This window comes from Planctomycetia bacterium (genome assembly GCA_021413845.1).
GTDB lineage: Bacteria > Planctomycetota > Planctomycetia > Pirellulales > PNKZ01 > PNKZ01.
Genome location: JAIOPP010000122.1, coordinates 1 through 19,070, shown reverse-complemented (window position 1 = coordinate 19,070; position 19,070 = coordinate 1). Strand labels below are relative to the sequence as shown.

General features: G+C 62.1%; 14 protein-coding genes. 8 read left to right on the top strand and 6 right to left on the bottom strand.

The annotated features are described in order from the left end of the window. Positions 1 to 136: 136 nt before the first annotated feature. The 3 genes from tssK to K8U03_21665 all read left to right on the top strand — a co-directional run bounded on the left by tssK (position 137) and on the right by K8U03_21665 (position 4,092). Positions 137 to 1,600 carry a type VI secretion system baseplate subunit TssK gene (tssK, locus tag K8U03_21675; GenBank protein ID MCE9607506.1) on the top strand — a complete coding sequence of 488 codons (1,464 nt, stop codon included), beginning with the start codon at positions 137 to 139 and terminating at the stop codon, positions 1,598 to 1,600. Then, on the top strand, positions 1,597 to 2,238 hold the full coding sequence (locus K8U03_21670; GenBank protein ID MCE9607505.1) for a DotU family type IV/VI secretion system protein: 642 nt from the start codon (positions 1,597 to 1,599) through the stop codon (positions 2,236 to 2,238). The genes tssK and K8U03_21670 overlap by 4 nt, the downstream gene beginning before the upstream one ends. Before the next feature lie 69 nt (positions 2,239 to 2,307). Continuing rightward, positions 2,308 to 4,092, top strand: a complete 1,785-nt coding sequence (locus K8U03_21665) for a hypothetical protein (GenBank protein MCE9607504.1) — start codon at positions 2,308 to 2,310, stop codon at positions 4,090 to 4,092. Positions 4,093 to 4,100: 8 nt separating this feature from the next. Here K8U03_21665 and K8U03_21660 read toward each other — a convergent pair whose 3' ends face one another. The 4 genes from K8U03_21660 to K8U03_21645 form a co-directional block, all read right to left on the bottom strand. Then, positions 4,101 to 4,595, bottom strand: a complete 495-nt coding sequence (locus K8U03_21660) for an NUDIX domain-containing protein (GenBank protein ID MCE9607503.1) — start codon at positions 4,593 to 4,595, stop codon at positions 4,101 to 4,103. Further along, entirely contained in the window at positions 4,592 to 5,122 is a 531-nt protein-coding gene (locus tag K8U03_21655) for a hypothetical protein (protein MCE9607502.1), read from the bottom strand. Before K8U03_21655 ends, K8U03_21660 begins: the two co-directional genes overlap by 4 nt. Positions 5,123 to 5,133: 11 nt before the next feature. After that, complete coding sequence (locus tag K8U03_21650) at positions 5,134 to 5,523, bottom strand: GNAT family N-acetyltransferase (GenBank protein ID MCE9607501.1); 390 nt, start codon at positions 5,521 to 5,523, stop codon at positions 5,134 to 5,136. A gap of 141 nt (positions 5,524 to 5,664) precedes the next feature. Further along, entirely contained in the window at positions 5,665 to 6,105 is a 441-nt protein-coding gene (locus K8U03_21645) for a hypothetical protein (protein ID MCE9607500.1), read from the bottom strand. A gap of 327 nt (positions 6,106 to 6,432) precedes the next feature. On the opposite strand from K8U03_21645, the gene K8U03_21640 reads away from it, so the two are divergent. Further along, positions 6,433 to 7,920 carry a sulfatase gene (locus K8U03_21640; GenBank protein MCE9607499.1) on the top strand — a complete coding sequence of 496 codons (1,488 nt, stop codon included), beginning with the start codon at positions 6,433 to 6,435 and terminating at the stop codon, positions 7,918 to 7,920. 242 nt (positions 7,921 to 8,162) lie between these two features. After that, complete coding sequence (locus K8U03_21635) at positions 8,163 to 9,038, top strand: prepilin-type N-terminal cleavage/methylation domain-containing protein (GenBank protein ID MCE9607498.1); 876 nt, start codon at positions 8,163 to 8,165, stop codon at positions 9,036 to 9,038. Positions 9,039 to 9,140: 102 nt separating this feature from the next. Here the strand turns inward: K8U03_21635 and K8U03_21630 are convergent, their stop codons facing one another. Beyond that, complete coding sequence (locus tag K8U03_21630) at positions 9,141 to 10,589, bottom strand: PDZ domain-containing protein (GenBank protein MCE9607497.1); 1,449 nt, start codon at positions 10,587 to 10,589, stop codon at positions 9,141 to 9,143. A 433-nt stretch (positions 10,590 to 11,022) separates the two neighbouring features. On the opposite strand from K8U03_21630, the gene K8U03_21625 reads away from it, so the two are divergent. Continuing rightward, a complete protein-coding gene (locus tag K8U03_21625) occupies positions 11,023 to 11,343 on the top strand; it encodes a polyhydroxyalkanoic acid system family protein (protein MCE9607496.1) in 321 nt (106 codons plus the stop codon). A gap of 188 nt (positions 11,344 to 11,531) precedes the next feature. After that, positions 11,532 to 12,170, top strand: coding sequence for a redoxin domain-containing protein (locus tag K8U03_21620; GenBank protein MCE9607495.1), 639 nt, complete (start codon positions 11,532 to 11,534; stop codon positions 12,168 to 12,170). 777 nt (positions 12,171 to 12,947) lie between these two features. Here K8U03_21620 and K8U03_21615 read toward each other — a convergent pair. Beyond that, positions 12,948 to 16,748 (bottom strand): PAS domain S-box protein, encoded by a 3,801-nt coding sequence (locus K8U03_21615; GenBank protein MCE9607494.1) that lies wholly within the window; start codon positions 16,746 to 16,748, stop codon positions 12,948 to 12,950. A 393-nt stretch (positions 16,749 to 17,141) separates the two neighbouring features. On the opposite strand from K8U03_21615, the gene K8U03_21610 reads away from it, so the two are divergent. Continuing rightward, on the top strand, positions 17,142 to 19,070 hold a 1,929-nt coding region (locus K8U03_21610), incomplete at its 3' end, for an urea transporter (GenBank protein ID MCE9607493.1).

Sequence of the window (19,070 nt, the reverse complement as noted above, 5' to 3'; positions counted from 1 at the left end):
GCCGCAGCGCCCCGGGAGTGTGCCAAGCTCCGTGTTTACGCAATTATTCGATACTGCTATCATCTAAACCACTTAGCCGACGCCGTTTGTGATAGCGGACTGTTCGTCGCGGGTTGCTCGGAAAAGCGGAGTCGTGATGCGAAATCTTCCGGTCCATTGGTACGAAGGGGTTTTCCTCCGACCGCACCATTTTCAAGCTGCCGATCGCTACTGGGCCGAGCAAGTTCAAGTCTCCGGGCAGTGGAGCAATCCCTATAGCTACGGGCTCCACGAGATCGCCTTCAGCAAGGAAGCGCTCGCGAACAATCAGTTCGAGCTGCGCAAGCTTCAGGCCCGTATGCGCGACGGCACGCTCGTCGATCTCGACTCGGGCCAAACTCCCGACCGGCTCGACATTAAAGAAGCGATCTCCGGTTTGGGGAAGGCCGTCGCCGATCTGAGCGAGGCATTCGACAAGTCGGCGACCGTGCGCGTCTATCTAGCGATTCCGCGCACGGTGTTGGGGCGCACGAACGTCGGCTCGCCCGACAATCCGGGCGACGCGCGGTTCATCGATTCCTCGACCTCGATCCACGACGAAAGTTGGGGAGGCAACGACGAAGAGATTCAGTTTCGCCGGCTGAACGTGCGCCTGCTCCTCTCGACGCAAGACCTGTCGGGCTACGAGCTCCTGCCGCTCGCGCAGATCAAGCGCGTAAGCGAAGGGGAAGCGGCCCCGCAGCTCGACGACGCTTATATTCCGCCGCTGTTGCGCATCGAAGCCTGGACCGGGCTCGGCAAAGATCTCGTCCGCGCGACGTACGACTTGATCGGCCGGAAGATCGAAATGCTCAGCCAACAGATCACGAATCGGGGCATCGGGCTGGAAAGCCACGAGCCGGGCGATGCCGATCGCATTCTCATGCTCTCGGTGTTGAACACGGCTTACGCCACGCTCGGCGTGACGGCCTTTGCGCAAGGGGTGCATCCGCGCGAAGCGTATACGGAGTTGTGCCGCATCGTCGGACAGCTTTCGATCTTCGGGCCCGACCGCCGCGCGACCGGCGTGCCTCCTTACGACCACGACGATCTCCAGCGCGTCTTCACCGAGATTCGCTTGCGCATCGAGATGCTGATCAACGCCGTGCGCGACTATGAATACGAGCAGCGGAGCTTCATCGGCGTCGGTCTGGGAATGCAGGTGTCGCTCGAGCCGCGCTGGTTCAACTCCGATTGGCAGTGGTATATCGGCGTGAACAAGGGAGACCTGTCGCAGCGCGAATGTCTGGACTTGCTCCAGCAGCTCGACTGGAAACTCGGCAGCAGCCGGCAGGTCGAGCTGTTGTTCAAGCATCGTGCGTCGGGCGTGCAGCTTACGGTGATCGAGCGGAGCGTTCGCGCACTGCCGGCCCGACAAGATTGGATTTATTTCGAGGTGCCGCGGCAAGACACTCCGGCTTGGCACGACGTACAGCAGACGCAAAGCTTGGCGATGCGTTTGAAGGACTCGCTGATTCTCAACCTCGATAAACTGCAAGGAGAGCAAACCCTCGTCGTCTCGGCATTCGGCCGGAAGGTGACGATGAAGTTCGCGCTTTTCGCCGTTCCCCTACAGGTATGACGCCGAAACATTCGCTCGCAGTCGATCCCGTTTTGCTGCACATGCTCGGGCTGCTCGACCGATTGGCCGAAGGTCAATCGCCGAACCCGCTCGACGAGCGGATTCGTATTCGCGCGCTGTTGGATCAGGGAGAGGCGATCGTCGGCTCGGGGCGCGAATGGGATCTGTCGAAGTACGCCCTCGTATCGTGGATCGACGAAATGCTCGTCGAAACGAATTGGGCCTCGCGCGAGTGGTGGAGCAACAACGTCTTGGAGATGGATCTGTTTCGCTCCCGGCTCTGTAGCGAACAGTTCTTCATCAACGCGAAGGAATCGTCGACCTTGGCGCGCCGCGACGCGCTCGAGGTGTACTACGTCTGCGTCGTGCTCGGCTTTCGCGGACTGTACCGCGATCCGGCGCTCGCGGCGATGCTCACGCAGCAGCATGCGCTGCCGCAAAACTTAGCGACCTGGGCGAAGCAAACCGCGCTCGCGATCCGGCTCGGCCAAGGCCGCCCGACGCTGGCCGCGGCGCAACGCGACATCAACGGCGCGCCGCCGGTGAAGCCGAAGGCCTCGGTCGTGTGGCCGTGGTTGTTTGCCGGAATGCTCGGGGCCTGGAACGTGATTTACTTCACGCTCTTCTTTTCGCGCTGAGAGCGCTTCCATCGCGGTCGAAGGAAGTCGGAATCGAAGAGTCGTTAGGGCAGAAAGGCAAGAGCAGGGATGAGTGACGGAGACGCAACCGAAGACGCGCCGGAAGATGCCGGCGGCGGCGCGCCGAAGGAAAAAATTCCTCGCGCGTCCGGCTGTCTGCTTGCGCTGACGCCCGTCACCACGCCGGGCTGCGCGGGTTGCTTAAGTCTCGTCTTTCTCGTCACGACCGTCGTCACGGTTTGGACCGCGTTCCTACTCGATCCGAACAACGTGCCGTGGCGACACTCGATGAGCCCGCTGCGCGTCGCGCTCGTGTTGCTGCTGGTCGTCGTGATCCCGCTCGTCGTGAAGAAGACCGTCGAGTGGTGGATGGAAGGGGAGAAGGCACGGTTCCCCGATGTCGACTACGCCTGGCAAGCCGGCCTGCAGGCCCTCACGGCCAACGGCATCACGCTGACTTCGGCGCCGTTGTACGTCGTCGTCGGTTCGAGCGGCGAGCAACAAGAGAAGGCCCTGCTCGCGGCGGCCGGGTTGCCGCTGCGCGTGGAAGGGGTTCCGGAAGGCCCGGCACCGCTACATTGGTACGCGAACTCCGAAGGGATTTATCTCTTCTGCAGCGATGCGAGTTGGACGAGCGCGCTGGCCGCGCTGCGCGAAGAGCTCACGGCCGAAGCGCTCTCGAAGGGGATCTCGACCGGCGACATCTCGATGGTGCCGTCGGTGATCCCCGATATCGTGCGCACGACCGCCGCGCCGGCCGCTGCGTATGTCTCTCCTTCCGTGCAACCGCTGCCGACGCTTCCGGCGCCGCTCCCGGCACCGAAGGCGATCTCGGACTCGAATCCGATCGGCGGCACGATGATGCTCGATGCCTCGATGCTTCGCCAACTGACCGGCCAGCCCGCGTTGCCGAACCTCGAATCGCCGGCCGGCCCGAGCGCGAGCGACATTACGTTCGGCGGCGCCGCTCCGGCTGCGCCGAGTCCGCCGCAAGACGTCGTGATGTATACGACGTCGTACGAACGGAGCGAGCTCGAAACGCCGGTCGGCATCGAGCCGGTGTTGGTCGCGCCGCAATACTCGGCCGCTTGCTTGCAGCAGCTGCGCTACGTCGGCAACCTGTTGCGCAAAGCCCGAACTCCGGTCTGCCCGATGAACGGCGTGCTCGCGCTCATTCCGTTCGAGTCGATCCATTCGACGGCGGCCGAAATGGACGAGCAGCAGCAAGCCCTACGGGCCGACCTCGCGACCCTGCAGTTCTCGACGCAGCTCCGCGCTCCGGTCACGGCGCTCATCGTCGGCCTCGAGCGCGAGCGCGGCTTCCGCGAGTTGGTACGCCGCGTCGGCAAGGAACGGGCCGCGTCGCAGCGGTTCGGCCGCAAGTTCGACGTCCGGGCGTTTCCGACGAAGGAAGAACTCGCCGCGCTGAGCTTGCATGTCTGCGGCGCGTTTGAAGATTGGGCGTATGCCTTGTTCCGCGAAGAGAACGCGCTCACCCGGCCGGGCAATATGCGGCTGTATGAGTTGCTCTCGAAGGTGCGTTGCGGTTGGAAGACCCGACTCTCGGAGTTGCTGGCCGGCGGATTCGGCTGCGAAACCACCCCTTCGGCTCGTCGCGACTCTCTGCTGTTCAGCGGTTGCTATCTCGCTGCGACGGGCGACACGCCCGATCGTCAAGCGTTTGCGAAAGGGGTGATCGACAAGCTCAAGGAAGAACAGGAGCTCGTCGAATGGAGCCGCGAAGCGGTGTTGGGCAATCGCCGCCAAGCGACGATGGCGAACGTCGGCATGCTCGCCACGCTCTTCCTCTTCTTCTCGCTCATCGTGATGTTCCTGCTCGGGCGATTGAAGTAGCCGAGCCTTTAGCGAGTTTTCGGTGCGGGCAAGCCTTGCAGCGCGGCCCAAGCGTGGCACGCATGAAAGAAATCGGCGCTACGCATGCGCGGGTCGACCCACTGCAGAGCGTGTTCGCCTGGCCCGTCGGCCTCGCCGGGAAGTTCGCCGAGAAAATCGGCGAGGAAAAAGCGGGCCGTCATTTCGTACCAGCGGTCTTCATCGCCGGCGTAGAAGAACTGAATCGCCGCCGGCAACTCCTGCCGCAAGCGAACTTCGCGCCGCAACTCTTCTCGTAGTTCGCGAACGATCGTTTGCTCGGGCGTTTCGCCAGCCTGCATTCCACCTCCCGGAAGCCAAAGCCGCTCTTGCCGTTTTACCGATACGGCGACGGTCGCCACTTCGCCCAAGGAATTCGCGACGACGACATACGCCGCGGCGCGCGCATGGCATTCCACGCCCGGCGGACGAGTTCCGAACGTGCGCGGCGTCGAATCGTGTGGTGTCGCGTCGTGCATCGTCATGGAAACGGTAACGAGTTGTCACGGGGCGTCGCGTTGCGCAGGCGGATCATGGAATAACGCAGCGTCGATTTCAGAACGGCATCATGCAATGTCCAGAGCGACGGCAAGATCCGAATCTCGACGCCTCGCGATTGCAAGGCGGCGAGCGGGTCGTCGATCGATTCGATGAACTCCGGCACGACGGCTTCCGTGCTCTGAAAGTAACCGGCGCACGGATCGACGCACGCGAACGTCGCCGCCGGGAGATGATAGCAATACAGACGAGTGCGGCGTACGCGCTCCAGCCAAGTCGCTTCGATCGCCACGACCGCTTGGCTCGCACCGAGAAAGCGCTCGATGTCGGCCGGTTGCGTGTCGGCATGCGGATAGAAAGTCACTCGCGGACAATCGCGCGGCAACAAATAATTTCGCCGCCGCTCGCCATCGACGGCCCATACGACCGCGCGATCCGTGTTCAACTCACGGCCCGACTCACGGCGCGGCTCGAAGCGAGCGATGTGAGCATCTTCACTGATGTGGTACAGCATAAGAAACGGCTTCAACGACGAAGCCGTTCCATCGCCACGGTCGACGTGTCGAAGCCGAGCTTGGTGAAGAATCCGGCTTCTCCTTCTCGGCCCGCGCGTAGGACCCAGGTGATCTTCGGATCGTCTCCCATGATGTGCGCCAGGAGCGCTCGGCCGATTCCTCGTCGCCGATATTCGGGGGCGACGACGACCATCGAGAGATAGCCGTTGGAGATGCCGTCGGTAATGGCCCGTGCGAAGCCGACGAGCTGCGCGTCGACGATCGCGACCGCCGAACGCTGCGAACGGGCGATCAAGCGCGCGAACTCTTCCGAGGTCCCTACTCGATGTTCCCAACCATGAGCGCAGAGCAATTGCCGTGCGGCTTCGATCTCATCGTCCCGAAGGTCGCGTATTTCCATCGGAGTCGTCCTCTCTTCTTCGCGTGTTGCGGAGCAGGAGGTCATTATGCGCGCATGAAAAAGCCCGAGCGACTTCAGAAAGAAGAAGCTCGGGCTTTTTTTGCTTATCGTGTTCGTCGCGTCGTGGCTTGCGCGGGCGTCTTAGCCGCCGTAGGGATATTCGTTCGGGTAGAGATCATTGGTGATGATCGTCTCGACGGCCCGCGGACGAACGACCGGCCGTGTGGCAGGTTGAACCTTAGCCGACTTCTTGAGTTCGACGATCTCGCGATGATCTTCGGCTTCGGCGGCTTCGAGTTGCTCGAGTTGTTTGGCGAGTTGCGCCATGCGGGAACGAATTTCGGTGAGGCTCGGTTGCGCGTCCGAGTCGGCGACGTTCGTATAAGCGACCGGAGAGACCGTCGTGCCGGGCACGCGAGCGACGTGAATCGCAGCGGGTTGTTTCACGGCGACCGGTGCGGCTGGAGCGGGACGAGCTTTCGCATAACCGAGCGGACGGCGCCATTCGGCGGCCGAAGCGGTGAGGGATACGGCAGCGACTGCGATCAACGTGATGGCCGACAAGGCGATACTGCGACGCATGGGAAGCCCCTTTGCGAAAGCGACCAAATGTTAGACTTGTGTTAGATCAGCGTGAGAACTGAGCCAGATTTATGTTAGATCGTCTTTTCATTCGGTTCCAGTGAAATGCGATGTTTCGCAAGGAAAAACCGGCATTCAGGCAACCAGACTGCCTATCTTCGCTAGAACCTGTTCGCGATGCTCCCTTAATGGGTGGTGTTTATGGAGTTGCGACCGCCGCCGACGAATGTTTGACCTGCTAAGCCGGGGAGTCGATATTGCGCGGCTCTCCGTACGGCAAGCATGAAACGGCACACTCTTCGATCGAACCTAGAGGATCGCGCGCTGATGAAAACGTTGCTCACTGCGTTCGGCTTCTGGTGCCTCTCGCTGGCCGCGGCGACGGGTGCCGAGCAAGCGCCTCGATCGCCGGCGAGCAAGCCTGCGCCGAACATCTTGTTCTGCATCGCCGACGACGCCTCGGCGCATTTCGGGGCCTACGGTTGCACGTGGGCCAAGACTCCCAACATCGATCGGCTCGCGCAGCGCGGCCTCACGTTCGACAACGTCTACACGCCGACGGCCAAGTGTTCGCCGTCGCGCGCGGCGATCCTCACCGGCCGCAATCCGTGGCAGCTCGAAGCGGCGGCCAACCATCAAAGCTTCTTCCCGCCGAACTACCCAGCGTTTACCGAAGTGTTTGCCGAGGCGGGATTCGGTGTCGGCGCACAAGGAAAGTTTTGGGGGCCCGGCATCGCGCAGACGGCCGCCGGCGCGGAGCGCACATGGGGCTTGGCCGGCGCAGCGTCGACGAAGACGGGTGCCGATCCCGGCATCGGCTTTCGCAAGTTTCTCGCAGCACGTCCGGAGGGGAAGCCGTTCTTCTATTGGTTCGGCAGCTCCAATCCGCATCGATCTTATCTGCGCGATTCCGGCCTCGCGGCGGGAAAGAAGCCGACGGATATCGAGCAGGTGCCGGGCTTTTGGCCCGACAACGAGACCGTGCGGCGCGACATGCTCGACTATGCCGTCGAGATCGAAGCCTACGATGCGGAAGTCGGTGCGCTGTTGAAAGTGTTGGAAGAGTCGGGCGAAGCGGAGAACACGCTCGTCGTCGTTACGTCGGACCACGGCATGCCGTTTCCCCGCGTCAAAGGACACAACTACGATCTCTCGAATCGCGTGCCGCTCATCGCCTGCTGGCCGCGCGGCATCGCACAGCCGGGACGACGAACCACGGAGTTCATCAGCTTGATCGATCTCGCGCCGACGTTTCTCGAACTCCTTCCGATCGAGGCAAAGACGACGCAGATGGCGAAGATCACCGGTGCGAGCTTTACCGACTTGCTCGCCGGCGAAGCGAAGCGCGAGCGGAGCTTCGTCGTGCTCGGGCGCGAGCGCAACGACGTTCTGGCGCGACTCGGCACCGAGCATGGGCTCGGCTATCCGGTGCGCGGAATTCGAGAAGGCCGGCAGTTGTATCTACACAACTTCGCACCCGAGCGCTGGCCGTGCGGCGATCCGGCGCTAGGGCTCATCGACACCGATGCGAGCCCGACGAAGAAGTGGATCGTCGATCAAGGAGTTCAAGACCCGCATTGGCAACTCTGTTTCGGCCTGAGGCCGGCCGAAGAACTCTTCGATCTCACGTCTGATCCCGACTGCTTGAAGAACTTGGTCGGCGAGCCAAAGCATCGCGAGCAAGCGACGGCCCTGCGCGACAAGCTGTTCGCTGAATTGCGCGCTCAGGGGGACCCGCGGATGCTGGGCGAAGGAGATCGGTTCGATCGATATCCGAGCATCAAGCCGTTGCCCGCGCCGGTAAAGAAGCCTTAGCCGCACATCGACTTACGCTGGCTTTAAATTATCGCATCCCCTGCGAAAACGGCCCGGGCTCGGCCTTGCTCCGCCTCATTCAAAAAACACGAATTCAGAAAATAGTTACTTGTACCTGAGAATCATTCTCATTACTGTGAGGGTCCTACTCGCGGCATAGTTTGAGCCGCGCAGCGGAATACGTCGATTTCCCGAGCCGATTCCGAAACGAACATCCTCCCATTCCGCTCAAGGAACACCGCATGAAGAAGCAACGTCTCGGTCTTACGCTCATCGAATTGATCGTCGTCGTGGCGATCCTCGCCGTGCTCGCCATGATCGTGCTGCCGAAGCTCGACGGCCTGCAAAGCAACGCCAACCACGCCGTCGCTGCAGCCTCGGTCGACGACACGGCCCGCTACATCCAAATGTACAAGACGACGAAGTACCGCTTTCCTGACGGCTACGATTCGTTGATGAATGCCGCCGGTACCGGCTTGTGGGCCGCCGCCGATCCGAGCACGTCGACCAAGGGTCTGCACATCCAATTGAGCGGCTCGGGCAGCAACAACAAGCTTTCGACCACGACGTTGAATGAGGGCGAAGTCACCGCCTTGCAGTCCGCAGGCATCTACACGCTTTATAACTTGCAATCGAGTAGCTCGGCCCGCCCAGGCGACATGTTTAACGTGAAGACCTCGGTCGCAGGCTCGACCCCGACGGTGGCGATCATCAATCCTTCGTCCAGCGGCGGCAAGAAAATTATCGACCATATCTATCGCGACAACTTGCTCAGTACCGGGACTTCCGGCGCCCTTACCGGTAGCACGAGCACTTCCACCGATGGTAGTGTTGAGACCGTCACCTCGACGAAGCTGATCGTCTTCGGTTTCGGTCCGCACAATGCTTTGATCGGCAAGACGATGGTGGAAGTTCCTAACTATCCGCACGTCGATGCCACGCTGGTTTACAATCGCAACCTTGTGGTTTTCGAACTCGCCACGACGACGAAGAACACCACCAGCGGCGGCAGCACCACCTCAAGCTCGACCGCCAAAGTCGCTTTCAAGGCCGTGGTCGGTGCCGATGGCGACATCCTCGACGACCTGAACACGAGCATGAGCAAGGACGCCACCTAAGGCTCTGTTCATCTCGTAGCGAAACGAAAAGCACGGCCGGCACTTGTTGCCGGCCGTGCTTGTTTCGTTCATGGGCCTAAGTAATCGGCTACCATAAGTCGATCAGCGAGCCGGCGCGGCATGCCCGAGGTTCGTCTGCACTTCTTCCGTTCGCCCGTCGCGGCGAATCAAGAGGAGCGCGTGGCCGTCTCCTTCGGCCGCGGCTTTCAATTCGTGAATCAACTGCGCATGGCTGATGATTCGCCGCCGATTAATCGACAAGATTTGGTCGCCGGCTCGCAAGCCTGCTTCCGCCGCCGCACTTCCGGCCGCGACGGAGGTAATCGTCAGCACGGTGCTCCCTTGGCGCACGGTCACGCCGAGCGCGCCCCCTTGCTCGCGCACGTTACCGAGCGAATGATTTCGCGTGGCAGCCGTGTCGGCGTTCAAGCGTTCGAGATCGGCTTGCGTCCGCTTTTGCACTTCGACGCCGACGGCCTCGGCCTGCGCGGCTGCGGCGTTCGCTATTCGGCCGAGGCGAGTTTCGACGGTGCCGACGACCTCTTGCGCCCGCTCTTGCACGCCGGCGACGCGTTCTTGAAGGTTGCCGACCGCGCTCCGAGCGCGCTCTTCGACGCCGGCCAGACGCGCGCGGACGCTGTCGGCGGCCGATTGTAGATTCGCATGGAGCGCGTCGACCCGATTGCGCACCGCGAGGATCTGCTGCTTCTCGATGCCGGTGGCGCCGTCGATGAGCGGGGTCAGCTCGTTGCGAATGTCGCTGAGCTCCGCGCGCACGGTATCGACCCGATCGCGCGCTTGCTGCGCGGTTTCTCGGGCCCGATCGACGAGGTCGCCGCTGATATCGGTCACACGATCTTTCACCGAGATCAACGTCTCGCGTACGTTCCCTTGCGTGTTATCGATCGCCGTGCGGAGATCGGCGGCGAGGCCTTCGACGTCGGCCCGCACGCTCTGAGAGACGTCGGCCATGAAGGTGCCGTGGGGTGCGGTGGTCGTCGTACGCTGCGCGGCTCCTGCGAGGTTCGCTTGGAACTGCAGAGTTTGCCCGTTGCGCACGACACTGATGATCGTCGGAGTGTTCGTCGCCGTATTCGTCGTCGTGGAGGCATGTTGCCTGCCGATGGCTTGCAACCGGTCGAGCAACTCCGCGCGGGAATGGACCGCGCGGCCGTCGACCGACGTGATCCGATCGCCGCTTCTAAGGCCGGCTCGCTCGGCTGCGCCGCCGGGATAGACGTTCGTCACCGCGAGTTGGTTTTCGGTGCGACTCAGATCGACGCCGAGCGCGCCGGCCCGGCTCACGTCGAACGACGCCGGCGGAGCGTAGCCCGTCGCTCCGTGAATCGTTTGATCGACGGTGGAGCTCGCGCTATCTCTGTTTCGAGGTGCGGAGGGAATAACGGTCGGTTCGATCCCCGGCTCGGTCACCCCGAGTTGGCCGTAGCTGGGCGCGCCCGCGATGAACTGGGCCGCGAAGAATGCCACGGCCGCAAGTCGGGCCGAGCCGTGTCGAACCGATCGCAGGCGTTGAAAAGAGTTGAGTCGCATCGGACGATCTCCTTGCGTCGAGAGTTTTCCGTCGAGTCGATGCCGGCGGTGCGGGGCATCGATTCGGCGATATGAATGGGTTGCGAGCGGTCACCTTTCATTTCGCTCAAAAACGAATCGCAGCTAGAACAACGCGGCAAACTATGTGCCCTGCGGCGATGAAGTCGGGTCGACGGCGACGTTCCCTGCGCGGACGATTTTCGACACTCGTTGGTCGTAAGGAGGTTACGAATGCCGGCACCTTATGTTGCGAATCGCATGAACGCGTTGTGCGTCGAACGATGCGCTGCCGGAGCGGTCGATGATGCGACAGATCGCCGGTCTCTTTCGGCCCGGCCTGGCGAAGCTCGGGCAAATAAGTTTTCGCCGGAGCGCTATAATGAAAGGGCGTAAGGAAGTGGTAGTTCTATCAACTGTGTGCGAGTAGCTTGCGATGACCAGACCGATCACGGTGAACGTTCCTCATTCGTTGGGCAAAGAGCAAGCGCGGCAGCAGATCGCCCTCGGCTTTGCCGGCATCTCGAAACAACTGACGGGGGGCATGCTCGGCATGCTTTCGTTTCAAGAGCGGTGGGAAGAGGATCGCTTGCACTTCGAAGGGGGCGGGCTCGGCCAAAAGATATCCGGCCGGCTCGATGTAACGGCCGATGCCGTGCATATTCAGGTGGATTTGCCGGATCTGCTGGCCGTGATCGCCGATCGGATCGTAGGGACGCTCAAGCAGCAAACGCAGAAAGTCCTCGCGAAGCAGTAGCCTTTCGCCCTACCCACGGCCGGAGCGACGTTCGCGGCAGCCGGCTGTTTCCGAAAGCCGTATTCCGAAAACTGTTTTCCAAAACAGTGTTTCTAAGCCTCCCCGTAGGGTGTTATATTAGCTCCACGCGCGCCGCCCGTATTCCCACCGCTCTTTGCGCGCTCCTTCCTACCCTTGGAGCAAGTCGTATGACCTCCCTCTCGTTTTCCGTTGCCGGTCGGTGTCTCGCTGCCGTCTGCTTGAGCATGATCGCTTTTTCAGCGCCGGCTGCCGAGCCGACGAAGCCGGCCGAAGCCAAGCCTGCCGCCGCGTCGACCGCCGCGAAGGTCGCCGTCGGGTCGCAAGCCCCTGAGTTTAAGATCAAGGATTCGGAAGGTCGCGAAATCGATCTCGCCGCCCTCACCGCCAAGGGGCCTGTGCTCGTCCGCCTCACTTGCGGCTGCTCCGGCTGCGACAAAGAGCTCGCCTACTTCCAAGAGCTCCACGCCTCCTACAAAGATCAAGGGCTCATCAGCCTCGCAATCTTCAAAGAGCCCGACACGAAGGTGCAAACCTATGTGAAGGAAAAGAAGCTCGACATGCTGTACGCGGTCGATAGCAAGGGAGACAGTTGGAACGTCTTCCAAACGAAGACGATGCCGACGAACTTCTTGATCGCCAAGGGGGGCAAGATCACGAACATCGCCACCGGTTGCGATCCGTCGGGCCTGCTCGCCACGAAGCTTTCGGAAAAGGTCGCGGGCCTCGTCGACGGCGAGAAGGTCGATCTCCGCGCGAAGGTCGACGCGAAGAAGCCGGCCGCTCAGCCTGTGACCGTGAAGAAATAAACCAGCGAAGAAGTAAGCTGGCTAAATAGTCGGTCGCTGTGCATCAAAAAGAAAAGGCCCCTCGGTAACGAACCGAGGGGCCTTTTTTTAGATACCGATTGCTGAAACATTTCCGCCGCCGGCCGTGTCCGATTCGCGCGTCGTTAGAAACGCAAATCGTCCGAGCGTGCGTCGGGCTCCAGCGGCCGAAGAGCTCACGTCCGAGCCCAGGCCGGCCGTCGAAGCTCTATCGAACCTGCCGGGGATCACCGGGGTGAGCCGGGGAATTCGAGACGCGGAACATCGAACACGGCGACGACAAGTAAGCAATCTTACTCAAGTGATCACCCCCTTTCCTTGAATTCAAAACCCGTTTCGTCCACTGCAAGGGATGATATACGGGCTGCTCGACCGGTCAACTTTTTTGCGCCGGCGAGAGCCGGAGCGGGCCGAAGAGTCGCGCCTAGAATAAGCGTAAAACGCCGAGAAGTGCGCAAATCGGCAGGGCAGAGACCAGGCAACGTCGAGATGTGCGACCGCTGGGAACCGCGCGGCTATGGGCTAGCTGCTGCTGCGGTTGTCTTTGAACGCGATCCAGAGCGAGAAGGCAACGACCCCCATCGCTCCGAGCTCGACGCAGAAGTGCATGAGGGTAGTACCCACGGCGACCTTCCCGTGACGGTTCGGAAGTAAACGATCAACGACCGTATATTCGTCGATGGAGTATACGCCCGCAACCGTTTATTTGCCCCTTTCCCGAAATTTACACATCTTTCCCAGTCGATGTTTTCGGGATTTCTAGGTCGCCGCGGCAAGCTCGTCGACGGCCACGGCGAGTTCCTCCAGCCGACGCTCCAATTCCGGATAGAACCGTTTGGCGCCGGCAAGATCTTGCTGCGCCGCAATGGTTTCCATCTGCAGCACGGCCGCCGTCGCCGGTGCGACGTCGACATAACCGAGCGACCCCTTCAACGAATGGGCCGCTCGATACAATGTCGAGGCGTCGTCGTCGGCCAGAGCCTCGCGTATCTCGGCCAAGCGCCGGGGAATTCCTTCGCGCATCATGCCGAGTATCTCCGTCAGCAGCGCTTCGTCGCCGCCGAGACGTTCGAGCGCCGCGGCCCGCTCGGCGCTATGTTTCTTAGCTTGCTGCTCCTCGCTCGCCACAGTCTTCGGCACTGTCTTCTGTACTGGTGCCACGGCTTGAATCACGCGCAGCAGCTCGGCCGTGTCGATCGGCTTCGACACGTAGTCGTCCATGCCGGCTTCGAGACAACGCTCGCGGTCTCCCTTCATCGCATGCGCCGTCATCGCAACGATCGGCAGATGCTCGAGCGAGCCTGCCTCGGCGGCGCGGATCGCGCGGGTCGTTTCCCAGCCGTCCATCTCCGGCATTTGAATATCCATCAGCACGACATCGAACCGCGCGTTGCGAATGGCCCGCAGCGCTTCGAGCCCGTTCGTGGCGACGGCGACCGAGTGTCCCGCTTTCTCCAACACGCGCACCGCGACCCGCTGATTGATCAGGTTGTCTTCCGCGAGCAAGAGCTTCAGCGCGCGCGGCCCGGCGGGAGGACTCGTCGGCGTTCGTTCGGCCGAGTGTCGCGTTAATGCCGCAGCCGTCGGTGTGCGGTTTCCCAGCACCCCGGCGATCGCCGCTTGCAGCTCGCTCGCTTTCACCGGCTTGATCAGATACGACGACATTCCCAACTCTCGGCACCCTCCGGCGTCTCCTTGGCGATCGGCCGAGGTGAGCATCATGATCGCCGGCATTTCCGAGCCGAGTTGTAAGCGCATCTGCTCGACGAGCATGAACCCATCCATGTCGGGCATCATCGCGTCGACGAGCACGAGCGGATAAGCGCGCCCGGCGGCTGCGGCCCGGTGGAGTTCCGCGAGTGCGGCGGGCCCGCTCTCGACGGCGGCCGGCTTCGCGTGCCAACGTCGCAGAATTTCGGTTAAGACGCGTCGATTGGTCCCGTTGTCGTCGACCACCAACACGTCGAGCCCTTGCAACAGCGCCGGCGAGCAAGCGACCTTCGGCCGCGAACCGATCGAGGGTTCGCCGAAGCGAACATCGAAATAGAACGTGCTGCCGACCGCCGGCTTGCTTTCGACTTTGAGTCTGCCGCCCAGAAGCTCGACGATCCGCGACGAGATCGTGAGCCCGAGGCCGGTGCCGCCGAAGCGGCGGGTCGTCGAACCGTCGGCCTGCGCGAACGGCTCGAAGATCGATTTCTGTTTGTCGAGCGGAATGCCGATGCCCGTGTCGCAGACCGCGAACCGGAGCAGGTAGCCTTCCCCGGCGTCGGCGAGCAACTCCGTCCGCAGCGTCACTTCGCCCCGCTCCGTAAACTTAATCGCGTTGCCGACGAGGTTCACGATCACTTGCCGCAGCCGGTCGGGCGCGCCGAACACATAGTTGGGCACCTCGCCGCCGATGTCGCCGTTGAGCTCCAGCCCCTTATGATGGGCTCGCACGGCGAACGGCTTGAGCGTGTCCGACAACACTTCGTGCAATTCGAAATCGACCGGGTCGAGGCTGAGCTTGCCGGCTTCGATCTTCGAGAAGTCGAGAATGTCGTTGATGATCTCGAGCAGCGAGTCGGCCGAAGTCTTCACCATCTCCAACGATTCGCGATGTTCGCGCGAGAGCTCGGAATCGAGCAGCAATTCGGTGAGCCCGAGGATGCCGTTCATCGGCGTCCGGATTTCGTGGCTCATGTTGGCGAGGAATTCGCTCTTCGTGCGGTTGGCGATCTCGGCCGCTTCTTGAGCCTGTTTGGAGTCCATCTCGGCGCGTTTCGTCGGCGTGATGTCTTCGTGCGAGACGACGACTCGAATCGGTCCGTCGCCGGCGAAGCGCGTGACGCGCACCAAGAACCAGCGGTGTTCGTCGTCGGCCGGCAGGGGATATTCCAAACTGAACTCGCTCCGCTCGCCCCGCACGACTTCGCGAATGCCGACCGCAACGGCCGCGGAGCTTTCGGTCCGAATGCCCGCACATTCGTCGCACACGGCCAAGTAATTCGCGCCGGGCCCGACATGCGCTCGGCCGGCCGTGGTGCCGGCGAATTTATTCCACGCTTCGTTCGTGGCGAGGATGATCCCTCGTTCGTCGAGGATCGCGACATGCGTGCGTAGCGCGTCGAGCGTCGAGCGGACGAAGCGTTCCGATTCGACCAACGCTAAGGCATCGTTGCGCCGTTGCGAGATGTCTTGAATCTGCGATACGAAGTACAGCGCCTTCTCGTCCCGATCGCGCACGAGCCGCACGCTGAGCAGCGCCCAGACGTAGTGCCCGGCCTTATGACGATAACGTTTCTCCATCTGGTAGCTTTGGATCGTGCCGTCGAGCACGCGCCGCACTTGAACGAGATCCGGTTCGAGATCGTCGGGATGCGTGACGTTTTGGAAGCTCGACGACAGAAACTCTTCGGACGAATAGCCCAAGATTTCGCTCAACGCGTGATTCACTTGCAGCCAGCGACCGTCGAGGCCGACGAGCGCCATGCCGATCGAGGCGTCGTCGAACGCACTCCGCACGCGCTGCCGAGTTTCGTGGTCGACATCTTCGCGCAACTTCCGCTCGGTGATATCCATCACGTTGCCGACATAGCCGATGATGTTGCCCGAGACGTCGTGCAAAGGCACGGCACTCGTCCAGACCCAGCGTATTTCTTGCGCGGTCTTCAGAAACCGATACTCTTGCTCGAAGCGATAGCCGCCGGCGACGGTCTTTTGCCACACTTCGAAGATCAGCGGCCGATCTTCGGGATGGATCGCGTCGGCCCAATCGTCGCCGAGCGCGCGGCGCGCGTCGAGGCCCGTGATCTCGCAGTACCGATCGTTGACGTAGGTGCAGGCCCCGTCGGCGTCGGTCTGAAAGATGCCGCACGGAGCGCAAGCCGCCAGGGATTTGAATCTTTGCTCGCTCTTCTCGAGTTCGACGGTCCGTTCATGGACCTTCCGCTCGACCGTGTCGTTCATGTTTTCGAGCTCCGTTTGGCGCTCGGCGATGGCGCGCATTTCCTTGCGGCTCTGGTAGCAAGCGTAGAGCAGAAACACATCGAGAAACACGATCCAGCCGGCATGCTCGATCCAGCGCCATTCGGCACCCGACGCCACGCCGTAGATCGACTCCGGCCAGAAGATGCCTCGAATGAAATGATCGCCGACGACGACGAGCGTGGCGGTGATCAGCACGCGCCAATCGCGATAGAAGCTGAGAAACGCGAGCGACACGAACACATGGAAGTGCGTCTCCGCGCGGCCGTTGCTGAGATCGATCAAGAGCACCGAGCTGAGCATCTGCGCCACGGCGATGATGAGCCGCGTTTGCAGTCGGCACGGGCGCGTCATCACGAACCACAGCGGCACGGCGAGAATCGTGCCGCCGAGGCAGACGGCCGCCTGAAAGTGTGGATGGACTTCGCTAGCCGCGCCGCTCCAAGCTTTCGACGTCCAAAAGAAAGCGAGCACCACGCCGATCAGCCACTGAAACGTCAGCAGGCCGGCGAACATCCGATCGCCCCACAAATAAACTCGGTCTTCGGCGCGCTGCAACAAGTCGTCGGCTTGCACTTGAACGGTGTTCATAGTCGATCGCGATGCGGAGCAACGGGTTCGAGGAAGGAACGGTCGGGAACCACCGGCAGGAGGCGCGTCGCGGATTAAATAAAATCCGCTCCGGTTTGACTTCCAAATTTAGGTTTCGATTAACCCCGGCTCTCCATTGGGGGGCAGGATTGCAGGAAAGCGCCGCACCCCGCAAAAAACCACCTCCGGCCGCCTGCCGCGAAGCCGCTGGAGGTGGGGTTTTCGCGGCCGGCCGGCGGTTCGGTCCCCGCACAATCGCTACCCGCCACTCAGCCGGTACTGAGCGGTTTGTAGACGATCGTTCCGGCGTCCGTTTCTTTCTCTAGCAGCTTCACGTCGTCCGCTTCCGGTTCCGGCACACGTCTTTCTCTTCGTAGTCTTCCGAACGCGCTCATGCCCCTCGCTTCGTTCGCGACCTCGCTCCCGTCCCGACTTCGCGCGTTTCTCGACGGCGTGCTGGTGAGCTACGCCGAGGTCTTCTTTCTCAGCAAGTCGGCGGTTGGACTCGTCTTGGTCGTCGGCACGTTGTTGAATTGGCGCGTCGGCGCGGCGGGGCTGCTGGCGGTCGCCGCCGCGTATACGTTTGCGCGCCTCGCGCACATGGACCCGCGCACCTTGCAAGCCGGCTACTACACTTACAACCCGCTCTTGGTCGGGCTCTCGCTCGGGGCGACCTTGGCTTGGTCGTGGCTCACGGCCGTCGTGATCGTCGTCGCCGGCGTCATGGCCTTCATGCTCACGACCGTCATGGTGCGGGCCTTGCGCCTCCACTTCAATCTTCCGGCCCTGAGCTTGCCGTTCGTCGTGTCGAGCGCGATCGCACACATGGCGCTGCTCCGCTATTCGAGCCTCGCGCTGCGCGTCGGCGAGGCGTCTCCCTTCTTGGCCGACGATCATGGGCTCCCCCTGTATCTCGTCGGTTTTTTGAAGTCGCTCGGGGCGATTCTCTTCGTGCCGAGCGTCGCGGCGGGGAGCGTCTTCAGCTTGCTGCTCTTGTGCCGGTCGCGGATCTTGTTCTTCTTGGCCGTGGCGGGCTACTACCTCGGCACGGCGCTCCGGGCCGCGCTGCTCGGCAGTGCCGAACAAGCGTTTCTCGACGTCTACGGCTTCAACTTCATTCTCATCGCGATGGCCGTCGGCGGAGTGTTTCTCGTTCCTTCGCTGAGCAGCTTCGCCGTCGCGGCGTCGGCCGTGGCCGTGGCGATGTTACTGGTCGATGCCGCGCAGGTCTTCGCGTACTATTTCGCGGTTCCGGCCTACACGCTGCCGTTCAACGTCGTCACGCTCGGCGTCCTCTATACGCTTGCGGTCAGCCAATATCCGGGCTTCGCGAAGTATCTCGGGGCCACGCCCGAAGAGACGCTCGAAAACGATCTCGTGCGCAAGACCCGCTTTCCGGATCTCGGGCCGACGTTGCGCTTGCCCTTCTTCGGCAAGTGGACCGTGTGGCAAGCCTTCGACGACAAGTGGACCCATCAAGGTGAATGGCGCTACGCCTACGACTTCGTCATCACCGACGAAGACGCCGAGCTCAGCGACGACACGACGCATATCCGCGCGACGCACCACTCCGACGGCTCGCAGCTCGAACATTTTCATTGCTACCGCAAGCCGGTGCTGGCTCCTTGCCGGGGTCGGGTCGTGAAGGTCGTCGACGATCTTCCCGACAACCCGATCGGCCGCGTCGACAAGACGAACAACTGGGGCAACTGCATCGTCCTCTACGACGAGCGAGGCATCTATATCGAGCTCTCGCACTTCGCCGCTCACTCCATCAAGGTGAAGCTCGGCGATCATGTCGAGGTCGGCCAAACGCTCGGCCTGTGCGGCAATTCCGGGTATTCGCCGCAGCCCCATTTGCACGTGCAGGTGCAAGCGGCCGCGGGGGTCGGTTCGGCGACGCTGCCGTTTTGCTTCGCCCGCTATATGGAAGGAAACGTGTTTCACTCGAGCGGCCGGCCGACGCGCGGCACCCGCCTCGAACCGGCCGGCACCGACGCGCGCCTCGAAGCGGCGACTGATTTTCTCCTCAATGAAACGCTCCGGTTCGAGATCCTCCGCCGCGGCAAACCCGCCGGCGAGCTCGTCCTCGACGTGAAGATGGCGATCGACGGCACCCTCTACTTCCACGCTCCCGGCCGGGGCAAACTCTACTTCGGCAAGCTCGACGGCACGTTCTACTTCTACCGCCTCGACGGCCGGGACGAACTCCTCGGCTTGCTCTATACCTCGCTTCCGCGCTTGCCGCTCGTGCGCGGCATGCGCCACGCGTCGAGCGCCGTCCGCTGGAGCGATGTCGTGCCGATCGGGCTCGTCGCTTCG

Coding starts and splice junctions, on each gene's coding strand:
- K8U03_21650 (MCE9607501.1), bottom strand. CDS start 5,523: ATGGAAATACGCGACCTTCGGGACGATGAGATCGAAGCCGCACGGCAA.
- K8U03_21660 (MCE9607503.1), bottom strand. CDS start 4,595: ATGACGATGCACGACGCGACACCACACGATTCGACGCCGCGCACGTTC.
- K8U03_21615 (MCE9607494.1), bottom strand. CDS start 16,748: ATGAACACCGTTCAAGTGCAAGCCGACGACTTGTTGCAGCGCGCCGAA.
- K8U03_21630 (MCE9607497.1), bottom strand. CDS start 10,589: ATGCGACTCAACTCTTTTCAACGCCTGCGATCGGTTCGACACGGCTCG.
- K8U03_21665 (MCE9607504.1), top strand. CDS start 2,308: ATGAGTGACGGAGACGCAACCGAAGACGCGCCGGAAGATGCCGGCGGC.
- K8U03_21625 (MCE9607496.1), top strand. CDS start 11,023: ATGACCAGACCGATCACGGTGAACGTTCCTCATTCGTTGGGCAAAGAG.
- K8U03_21645 (MCE9607500.1), bottom strand. CDS start 6,105: ATGCGTCGCAGTATCGCCTTGTCGGCCATCACGTTGATCGCAGTCGCT.
- K8U03_21670 (MCE9607505.1), top strand. CDS start 1,597: ATGACGCCGAAACATTCGCTCGCAGTCGATCCCGTTTTGCTGCACATG.
- K8U03_21640 (MCE9607499.1), top strand. CDS start 6,433: ATGAAAACGTTGCTCACTGCGTTCGGCTTCTGGTGCCTCTCGCTGGCC.
- K8U03_21620 (MCE9607495.1), top strand. CDS start 11,532: ATGACCTCCCTCTCGTTTTCCGTTGCCGGTCGGTGTCTCGCTGCCGTC.
- K8U03_21655 (MCE9607502.1), bottom strand. CDS start 5,122: ATGCTGTACCACATCAGTGAAGATGCTCACATCGCTCGCTTCGAGCCG.
- K8U03_21635 (MCE9607498.1), top strand. CDS start 8,163: ATGAAGAAGCAACGTCTCGGTCTTACGCTCATCGAATTGATCGTCGTC.
- tssK (MCE9607506.1), top strand. CDS start 137: ATGCGAAATCTTCCGGTCCATTGGTACGAAGGGGTTTTCCTCCGACCG.